The organism is Erwinia phyllosphaerae (assembly GCF_019132875.1).
Classification (GTDB): Bacteria; Pseudomonadota; Gammaproteobacteria; order Enterobacterales; family Enterobacteriaceae; genus Erwinia; species Erwinia phyllosphaerae.
This window is the reverse complement of the sequence record NZ_JAHSPF010000014.1, coordinates 111,036-120,733: the sequence shown is the minus strand read 5'-3', so window position 1 is coordinate 120,733 and position 9,698 is coordinate 111,036. Positions and strand designations below refer to the sequence as shown.

At 53.4% G+C, this 9,698-nt stretch carries 9 protein-coding genes and 1 other annotated feature; of the genes, 6 read left to right on the top strand and 3 right to left on the bottom strand.

Going from position 1 to position 9,698, the window contains the following annotated elements:
• Window positions 1–374 precede the first annotated feature (374 nt).
• The 3 genes from clpB to rluD form a co-directional block, all read right to left on the bottom strand.
• Window positions 375–2,960: an ATP-dependent chaperone ClpB gene (gene clpB, locus KUE00_RS20085; RefSeq protein WP_246761923.1), complete on the bottom strand. Its 2,586-nt coding sequence runs from the start codon at window positions 2,958–2,960 to the stop codon at window positions 375–377.
• A 114-nt stretch (window positions 2,961–3,074) separates the two neighbouring features.
• On the bottom strand, window positions 3,075–3,833 hold the full coding sequence (gene yfiH / locus KUE00_RS20080; RefSeq protein ID WP_246761910.1) for a purine nucleoside phosphorylase YfiH: 759 nt from the start codon (window positions 3,831–3,833) through the stop codon (window positions 3,075–3,077).
• Window positions 3,833–4,810 carry a 23S rRNA pseudouridine(1911/1915/1917) synthase RluD gene (gene rluD / locus KUE00_RS20075; RefSeq protein WP_246761908.1) on the bottom strand — a complete coding sequence of 326 codons (978 nt, stop codon included), beginning with the start codon at window positions 4,808–4,810 and terminating at the stop codon, window positions 3,833–3,835. The genes yfiH and rluD overlap by 1 nt, the downstream gene beginning before the upstream one ends.
• 130 nt (window positions 4,811–4,940) lie before the next feature.
• Here rluD and bamD point away from each other — a divergent pair, with 130 nt between their 5' ends.
• The 6 genes from bamD (at window position 4,941) to KUE00_RS20045 (ending at window position 9,626) form a co-directional block, all read left to right on the top strand.
• Entirely contained in the window at window positions 4,941–5,672 is a 732-nt protein-coding gene (gene bamD / locus KUE00_RS20070) for an outer membrane protein assembly factor BamD (protein ID WP_246761906.1), read from the top strand.
• Between the two features lie 263 nt (window positions 5,673–5,935).
• Window positions 5,936–6,268 carry a ribosome-associated translation inhibitor RaiA gene (raiA, locus tag KUE00_RS20065; RefSeq protein WP_246761904.1) on the top strand — a complete coding sequence of 111 codons (333 nt, stop codon included), beginning with the start codon at window positions 5,936–5,938 and terminating at the stop codon, window positions 6,266–6,268.
• A 157-nt stretch (window positions 6,269–6,425) separates the two neighbouring features.
• Window positions 6,426–6,550: a sequence feature (Phe leader region), on the top strand.
• Entirely contained in the window at window positions 6,427–6,474 is a 48-nt protein-coding gene (locus KUE00_RS20060; RefSeq protein WP_200871605.1) for a hypothetical protein, read from the top strand. It overlaps the preceding feature by 48 nt.
• A 21-nt stretch (window positions 6,551–6,571) precedes the next feature.
• Window positions 6,572–7,732 carry a bifunctional chorismate mutase/prephenate dehydratase gene (gene pheA / locus KUE00_RS20055; protein ID WP_246761903.1) on the top strand — a complete coding sequence of 387 codons (1,161 nt, stop codon included), beginning with the start codon at window positions 6,572–6,574 and terminating at the stop codon, window positions 7,730–7,732.
• 107 nt (window positions 7,733–7,839) lie between these two features.
• Window positions 7,840–8,886: an ABC transporter substrate-binding protein gene (locus tag KUE00_RS20050; protein ID WP_246761900.1), complete on the top strand. Its 1,047-nt coding sequence runs from the start codon at window positions 7,840–7,842 to the stop codon at window positions 8,884–8,886.
• Window positions 8,775–9,626 carry a substrate-binding domain-containing protein gene (locus KUE00_RS20045; protein ID WP_343215897.1) on the top strand — a complete coding sequence of 284 codons (852 nt, stop codon included), beginning with the start codon at window positions 8,775–8,777 and terminating at the stop codon, window positions 9,624–9,626. The genes KUE00_RS20050 and KUE00_RS20045 overlap by 112 nt, the downstream gene beginning before the upstream one ends.
• The last annotated feature ends 72 nt before the right edge of the window (window positions 9,627–9,698 follow it).

The window sequence follows — 9,698 nt, the reverse complement described above, 5'->3', positions numbered from 1 at the left end:
GGAGACGCTGATATCAATCCTGCGAGTGCCCACACAGATTGTCTGATAAATTGTTAAAGAGCGTTGCGGTAAGCGCCTTGGCGACTTACTGCGAGGTGGCGTATCTTACGCCTTCCTCCTTCAGAGTCAACTTCTTTTTCAGAAGTTTTTCTCCGGCGGTTCAGCTTCCTGAACCTCTCAACCCGGCGACTCGTAAGCCGTTGTTCCGTGTCGATGGAGGCGCATTATAGGGAGTTCTCGACGGCTGACAACCCCTAATTGCAAAAAATAACTCAACCGTTCAAAAATTAGCCCCAGAAGGCTAAAAGCAGTACACATAGACGATTAAACAGACAAAAATGGGCCCGAAGGCCCATTTTAAACTGTCACCGCTGTTACTGGTGCGCCACTATAGTTCCGTCCTGCACGTCCATTTCAACTGTTTTACCCGGAACCAGCTGGCCAGAAAGTATCTGTTGAGCCAGTGGATTCTCGATCTGCTGCTGAATGGCGCGTTTTAACGGCCTTGCACCATACACAGGGTCGTAGCCGTTTTCGCCCAGCAGCTGTAAAGCAGCATCCGAGATATGCAGTTCATAGCCGCGATCCGCCAGACGGTCATACAACCGCTGCAGCTGGATTTTAGCAATAGAAGCAATATGTTTTTCACCCAGCGGATGGAAAACCACCAGCTCGTCAATACGGTTGATAAACTCCGGACGGAACTGCTGCCCGACAACCGTCATGACGACATCTTTCATTTCCGCGTAGCTTAGCGCGCCAAAGCGTTCCTGAATCAGGTCAGATCCCAGGTTAGAAGTCATAATGACAACCGTGTTACGGAAGTCGACCGTCCTGCCCTGCCCGTCCGTCAGACGACCATCATCCAGTACCTGCAACAGGATGTTGAACACGTCCGGATGCGCTTTCTCTACCTCATCCAGCAAAATAACAGAGTAAGGTCGACGACGAACGGCCTCGGTCAGATAGCCGCCCTCTTCATAGCCAACGTAGCCCGGAGGCGCGCCGACCAGACGAGACACCGCATGTTTTTCCATAAACTCTGACATATCCAGGCGAACCATCGCGTCGTCACTGTCGAACATAAAGTTCGCCAGCGCCTTACAGAGCTCGGTTTTACCCACGCCAGTTGGACCAAGGAACAGGAATGAGCCAATTGGGCGATTAGGATCGGCCAGGCCCGCACGGCTACGGCGGATTGCGTTTGAAACCGCTTCGACAGCTTCATCCTGCCCAATCACGCGCTGATGCAGTTCCTGCTCCATACGCAGCAGCTTATCGCGTTCACCTTCCATCATGCGGTCAACAGGAATACCCGTCCAGCGGGCCAGCACGTCTGCAATCTCTACATCCGTGACGCGGTTTCGCAGCAGCCGCATGGTTTTACCTTCCGCCTGGGTAGCAGCGGCCAGCTGTTTTTCCAGCTCGGGAATTTTTCCGTATTGCAGTTCCGACATCTGCGCCAAATCGCCAGTCCTTCGCGCCTGCTCCATAGAAAGCTTCGCCTGTTCCAGCTCTGCTTTAATGGTTTGCGTACCGGAAAGAGAAGCTTTTTCTGTCTTCCACTCCTCTTCCAGTTCCGAATAATCACGCTCTTTCTGGCTCAGCTCTTCTTCCAGCATATCCAGCCGCTTGATGCTGGCATCGTCCGACTCTTTTTTCAGCGCCTGCTGTTCCAGCTTCAGCTGAATAATACGGCGCTCAAGGCGATCCAGCGCCTCAGGTTTAGAGTCAATCTGCATACGGATGCTGGAAGCCGCTTCGTCAATCAGATCGATGGCTTTATCCGGCAGCTGGCGATCGGCAATATAACGGTGCGACAGCGTAGCGGCCGCGACGATGGCCGGATCGGTAATCTGCACATGGTGATGCAGTTCATAACGCTCTTTCAGGCCACGCAGAATAGCAATGGTGTCTTCAACACTTGGTTCCGCTACAAAGACTTTCTGAAAACGACGCTCAAGCGCGGCGTCTTTCTCTATATATTGACGATATTCATCCAGCGTTGTTGCGCCGACGCAGTGCAGTTCCCCGCGAGCCAGCGCAGGCTTCAGCATGTTACCGGCATCCATCGCGCCATCCGCTTTCCCGGCGCCGACCATCGTATGCAGCTCGTCAATAAAGAGGATGACGTTGCCTTCCTGTTTAGACAGGTCGTTCAGTACCCCTTTCAAACGCTCTTCAAATTCGCCACGATATTTTGCACCCGCCACCAGCGCGCCCATATCCAGCGCCAGAACCCGACGCCCTTTCAGGCCTTCAGGAACTTCGCCATTGATAATGCGCTGCGCCAGTCCTTCTACGATAGCGGTTTTACCGACGCCAGGCTCACCGATCAATACCGGGTTATTCTTGGTACGACGTTGCAGAACCTGAATCGTGCGGCGAATCTCTTCATCACGCCCGATAACCGGATCCAGTTTGCCCATCTCCGCGCGCTCGGTCAGGTCGATGGTATATTTGTTCAGTGCCTGGCGCTGATCTTCAGCTCCCTGGTCGTTCACGGTTTCGCCTCCACGCATCTGCTCAATTGCCCGCTGTAATTTTTCACTGGTTGCCCCGGCCGATTTCAATAAATCAGCCAGCGATCCGCGTGAATCCAGCGCGGCAAGCACAAAGAGTTCGGATGAGATAAAGTTGTCGGCACGCTTTTGTGCCAGTTTGTCGCAAAGATTCAGTACGCGTACGAGGTCGGCAGAAGGCTGTACATCGCCATCCGTGCCTTCTACCTGCGGCAAGCGGCTAATTGCCTGCTCAACACCGTGACGCAGCGCGGAGACATCCACACCAGCCGTAGTCAGTAAAGGTGAGACGGAACCGCCTTCCTGCTTTAGCAAGGCGCTCATCAGATGAAGTGGTTCGATAAACTGGTTGTCGCGCCCGAGTGCTAAAGACTGGGCGTCAGCAAGAGCAAGCTGGAATTTATTAGTAAGACGATCCAGACGCATAATTCCCCCTATTCAGGTCAAATTGCTACTGGAGATTAAATGAGGTCTTCCCTCAAATTTTCAAGTTAAATGACCTGAATATTTTGGTGAAAAAAAGGTCAGTCCGGACCGTCTTAGGGCGACAGGTTAGCTCAGCCAGATCAAACTTGCCATACGGCCTGTTACGCCATCACGTCTGTAAGAGAAAAATTGCTCGGGCTGCGAGAAGGTGCACAAGCCGCCACCCGTGATTTGGCGCACGTTCTGACGTGTCAGACGCAGCCTGGCGAGCTGCCAGATATCTGCATAATATTTTTCGCCTGCGGGAAGAAAAGCATCGCTGGCGGTTAAATCCTGCGCTAAAAACGCCTCGCGTACCTCTGCGCCTACTTCAAAAGCCTGCGGGCCAATTGCCGGACCCAGCCAGGCGATGATTTCTTCCGGCGGCGACGCAAAAGCAGCAAGCGTCGCTTCCAGTACGCCAGCGCAAAGTCCGCGCCAGCCAGCATGCGCGGCCGCGACTTCTTTGCCGTCCAGCGAGCTGAAAAGAACCGGCAGGCAGTCAGCCGTCATCACCGCGCAAACCGCACCGGGCTGACGCGTATAAACCGCATCGGCCTGAAGCGAACCGGGCTGAAGCGAACCAGCCTGAAGCGAACCATGCTGCTCACCGGAAAGATGAAGCACACGCGTGCCGTGAACCTGCTCCAGCCAGACAGGCGGCGAAGGCATAGCCGCCAGGCTGACGAGATGCTGCCGATTGTGCTCCACCGCAGCGAGCTGGTCACCGACATGCGCGCCAAGATTCAGAGAATCCCAGGGCGCCAGGCTGATGCCGCCCATCCGCGTGGTGCTACAGGCCCGCACGTTAGCGGGCGCATCCCATTCAGGCGTAATCAGGCTCATTACCAGTCCAGCTGATCTTTAAATTCTTCAGTATCGGCTTTAAGGGCGTCGATAAGCTCCACCATATCCTGCGGCAGCGGCGCGTGCCATTCCATCTCAATCCCGGTAACGGGATGATAGAGACGCAGCATGGTCGCGTGCAGCGCCTGACGGTCAAACTTGCGCAGCGTAGAGATAAAAGCTTCTGACGCACCTTTTGGCGGACGCGGACGGCCACCGTACAGCGGATCGCCCACCAGCGGGTGACTGATATGCGACATATGCACGCGGATCTGGTGCGTACGGCCCGTTTCCAGACGCAGACGCATACGCGTATGGGCACGGAAGTGCTCCATAATGCGATAGTGCGTGGTCGCCGGTTTGCCCATAGGGTGGACGGCCATGTGCGTACGCTTGGTAGAGTGACGGCTGATTGGCTCGTTTACCGTGCCGCCCGCCGTCATTCTGCCGATAGCTACTGCTTCGTACTCACGGGTAATCTCACGCAGCTGCAGAGATTCGACCAGGTGCGTTTGCGCCGGCACCGTCTTAGCCACTACCATCAGGCCGGTGGTATCTTTATCAAGACGATGGACGATGCCCGCACGCGGTACATCCGCAATAGCAGGATAGTGATGGAGCAGCGCATTCAGCACCGTACCGTCAGGATTGCCCGCGCCAGGATGCACCACCAGATCGCGCGGCTTGTTGATCACCAGAATATCGTCATCTTCATAGACAATGTTCAACGGGATATCCTGCGCTTCCCAGCGTGCTTCTTCTTCTATCTCTGCATCGATAGCGATTTGTTCGCCGCCGAGCAGTTTTTCACGCGGTTTGTCGATAATTACGCCATTGACGGTGACGCGACGGTCGAGAATCCACTCTTTTATACGAGATCTTGAATAATCAGGGAACAATTCGGCCAAAGCCTGATCTAAGCGTTGTCCGAGTTGCGATTCGGAGACCGTTGCGTTGAGTTTTACTTGTTGTGCCATAAACAGCTTCTTCGTTAACGTTGGGTTTTCACGGCGATGCCGTTTAATATAATGTGCTATTGTACCTGGTCACTATCGGGAGCTACATGGACAGCTTCCTGAATAACACTCTGAGGATAATCAAATCGTCATGACGCGTATGAAATATCTGGTGGCTGCAGCCACGTTGAGCCTGGCATTAGCGGGTTGTTCCGGCTCGAAGGATACGGTGCCCGATAGCCCGCCTTCCGAGATCTATGCCACTGCCCAGCAAAAACTGCAGGACGGTAACTTTAAAGGAGCAATAACGCAACTGGAAGCGCTTGATAACCGCTATCCGTTCGGGCCTTACTCCCAGCAAGTTCAGTTGGACCTGATCTACGCTTACTATAAAAATGCCGATTTGCCGCTGGCGCAGGCCGCGATTGACCGCTTTATGCGTCTGAATCCAACCCACCCGAACATTGATTACGTCATTTATATGCGTGGTTTGACGGACATGGCGCTTGATGACAGCGCGCTGCAGGGCTTTTTCGGCATCGACCGTTCCGACCGCGATCCTACCCATGCGCGTGACGCCTTCCACGACTTCTCTCAGCTGCTGCGCGGTTACCCGAACAGCCAGTACGCTACCGATGCGAGAAAGCGTCTGATCTACCTGAAGGATCGTCTGGCGAAGTATGAACTCTCCGTCGCGCAATTCTACACTAAGCGCGAGGCTTATGTCGCAGTAGTTAACCGCGTTGAGCAAATGATGAGGGATTATCCGGATACGCAGGCCACTCGTCAGGCACTGCCGCTGATGGAAAATGCCTATCGCAAGCTGCAGCTAACGGCAGAAGCCGATAAGGTAGCGAAAATCATTGCGGCCAATAAGGCGTAAGATGAACCACTGAAATGGCAGCTCCGGCTGCCATTTTTCTGTTAGCAGAAGCCCCGGTGCGTTAACCCTCTACAGGTCAACCGATCCATAATGCCTGTGAATACCCTGACCTACAAGCCTCTTCTCCAGGGTTGCCAGCCTGTCTCACAAAATCCCTTATCTTGACAAAAAGTGACAAAATAACGTGATGTAAATCACACATTAACCGTTTTTCCAGGGTATGCTTAACCTACATTTGACGGAAATGATGAGAGGTAAGCACTATGGTTCTGAACATTACCAGCAAGCAAATGGAAATCACGCCGGCTATCCGCCAACATGTTGAAGAGCGTCTCGCCAGATTAGAAAAATGGCAAACTCATCTGATTAATCCCCATATCGTTCTGTCAAAGGAACCGAAAGAATACGTTGCCGATGCGACCATCAATACGCCGAACGGCCCGCTGATTGCCAGCGCCGCGCATGATGATATGTATGCCGCTATTAATGAATTGATCAACAAGCTGGAGCGCCAGCTGAACAAGGTTCAGCACAAGGGTGAAGCGAAGCGCGCCCACGCCAGCGTTAAGGATCTTAGCGTCATCGATGAGGAATAGTTAAAAAGATGAGAACGCGCCTCAGGGCGCGTTTTTTTGTTCTGCCTTCTTCGCCTCTACCAACGGAAAACCCCCTTCTTTAGCCAGAGCTGCATTTCTTATTGACAGTGATAAATTGCTGCGGTTACTTTAACCCTCTGACAATCGTGGATACTCCGATGAAAAAACAGCTGTTCTTCTTCGCCTTCTTTTTTACCTTCCCCTGAACGGGAGGCGATTCGTCGTGTAAGAAAGAACGCGAAGACGAACAACAAGGCCTCCCAAGCGGGAGGCTTTTTTTTTGACCATCTGACAGGTAGCCTTATGAACAACGAAAATCCCCTGCTTAACCTGCGCGAGAAGATCAGCGCCCTGGATGAAGAATTACTGAGCCTGCTTGCCAAACGCCGGGCGCTGGCGGTTGAGGTTGCTACGGCAAAAATGGCCACCCATCGGCCTGTCCGCGACATCGACCGCGAGCGCGATTTACTGGAACACCTGGTTACGCTTGGCAAAGCGCACAAGCTGGATGCGCATTACATTACCCGCCTGTTTCAACTGATTATTGAAGATTCTGTCCTGACGCAGCAGGCGCTACTGCAAAAGCATCTGAACCAGACCAATGCGCAGTCGGCACGCATCGCCTTCCTGGGTCCAAAAGGCTCTTATTCTCATCTTGCTTCCCGTAACTATGCCGCTCGCCACTTCGATAACGTGATTGAATGCGGCTGTCTGAGCTTCCGGGAAATTTTTAATCAGGTGGAAACAGGTCAGGCAGACTACGCCGTGTTGCCGATTGAGAACACCAGCTCCGGTTCAATCAATGAGGTTTACGATCTGCTACAGCAGACCAGTCTTTCACTGGTTGGCGAAATGACGATCCCTATTGACCACTGCGTACTGGTTACCGGCAGTACCGATCTCCAGCAAATCGAGACGGTTTACAGTCATCCGCAGCCTTTCCAGCAGTGCAGTGAGTTTATTCACCGTTATCCGCACTGGAAAATTGAGTATACCGAAAGCACGGCCGCCGCAATGGAACAGGTTGCCGCAATGAAATCGCCGAAAGTGGCAGCGCTGGGCAGTCAGGCCGGTGGAGAGCTGTATGGCTTGCAGGTTTTGGAGCGCAATCTGGCTAATCAACAGCAAAATATCACTCGTTTCGTGATCCTGGCGCGCAAGCCGGTTGACGTCACGCTTCAGGTTCCGGCCAAAACTACGCTGGTGATGGCAACGGGCCAGCAGGCGGGCGCGCTGGTCGAAGCGCTGCTGGTGCTGCGCCGCCATAATCTGGTGATGAGCAAGCTGGAATCTCGTCCGATTAACGGCAATCCATGGGAAGAGATGTTTTATATCGATTTTCAGGGCAATTTGCGTTCGGAAGAAGTTCAGCAGGCGCTGCGAGAGCTGGCTCCGATCACCCGCTCGTTAAAAGTGCTGGGCTGCTATCCTGGCGAAAACGTTCTGCCGGTAGAGCCAAAGTAACGATTAAACCCGCCGCTCTCTGGAGCGGCAAATACCTCGACAGACTTATTTACCTGATACACCTACCGCTATATCATCAAATACATAACGGAATTCAGGTAACTATGATGCGTAAAATTTTTTGCTCCCTCTTGCTGGCGGCGGCAGCTTTGTCGCCCTTCTCTTCTTATGCCGATCGTCAGGTTGTCGATCAGCTGGGCCGCCTGGTCACTATTCCCGATCGGGTCGATCGCGTGGTCGTGCTTCAGCATCAAACGCTGAATCTTCTGGTACAGCTGGATGCCACCGGCACGATGGTAGGTATTCTCAGCAACTGGAAGCAGCAGCTGGGCGACAGCTACCAGCGTCTGGTGCCTGAGCTAACCCGGATACCAACACTGGGCGATTTGACGCACGTTGATATAGAAAAACTGGTTGCGCTACATCCGCAGGTCGTATTTGTTACTAACTACGCACCGCAGGAAATGATCGAGCAGATACAAAGGCTGGGAATAGCCGTTATCGCTATTTCATTGCGTCGCGATGATAAGCAACAGAACCGCCTTAACCCCGAGCTTACTGATGAGGAGCAGGCCTACAATCAGGGCTTAAAAGAAGGCATTCGTCTAATCGGTGAGGTCGTCAACCACCAGCAGCAGGCAGAAGAGCTGGTCAAGGCAACCTTTAGCCAGCGTCAGCAAACTGCCGACCGGTTAAAAACAGTCTCTGCTTCACAGCGTATTCGCGTTTATATGGCTAATCCCGATCTCACCACGTACGGTTCGGGTAAATACACCGGACTGATGATGGCTCACGCGGGCGCGCTGAACGTGGCTGCCGCTACGGTAAAAGGCTATAAACAAGTTTCGATGGAGCAGATCATCGCCTGGGATCCACAGGTGATCTTTGTGCAGGATCGTTATCCGCAGGTGATCGACGAGATCAACCAGCAGCCAGCGTGGCAGGCTATTGATGCGGTTAAGCATCATCGCGTTTATCTGATGCCGGAGTATGCCAAAGCCTGGGGCTATCCGATGCCGGAAGCGCTGGCGCTGGGCGAGCTATGGATGGCGAAAAAGCTTTATCCGCAGAAATTCCGCGATATAGATATGCAGCAAAAGGCGGATGCCTGGTATCAACGCTTTTATCGTACCCACTATGTGGGCAGTCATTGATGACTCTGCGGGTTCTGGCTGCCGGGAGCCTGCGAGCGGTCTGGCCTGATTTAGCCGCAGCTTATCGCGCATCGACGGGAAACACGGTTACCAGCACCTTTGGTCCGGCAGGGCTTTTGCGACAGCGAATTATGCATGGCGAGCACTGCGATCTTTTTCTGTCGGCAAATATAATGCACCCACAGGCTTTGCTGGCGTCAGGCAGGGCAATGGATATCAGCGTCTTTTGCCACAATCAGCTTTGCCTTAGCGTCAGGGAAGAGCTGGCGGCTGCAGACCGCAACTGGCTCGAGCTGCTTTGCGATCCGGCTTTGCGCATAGCGACTTCCACGCCGATAAGCGATCCGTCCGGTGATTATACCTGGCAGCTGTTTGACCTTATTGAGCAATATCGGCCGACTATGGGCGCGGCGCTGAAGCAACGAGCGCTTCAGCTGGTTGGCGGCCCGCAAAGTCTGCCTGTTCCCGCTGGCGAAGTTGCGGCAGGCTGGCTGTTGAACAATAACCGGGCCGATATTTTTATCGGTTATCAGAGCTATGCAGCGCGCATTAATCCGCTGCCAGGCATCACCGTTATGGCTATTCCCGCCCCTTTTAAAATTCGCGCCAGCTACGGCCTGGCAATTTGCCAGCCCGCAGCCAGACCGCTGGCGGAATTTTTATTAAGCGCTCAGGCGCAGGAGATTTTGCAAAAGAAAGGATTTTTACCGCTGGCCGGGAAAGAGGATTGCAGCCCGTAAGGCTGACATGAAGGATGGGTACGAATTTAGCAGATATTGTTTTTAATGGTTCGGGTTACGCCATCCATGGCG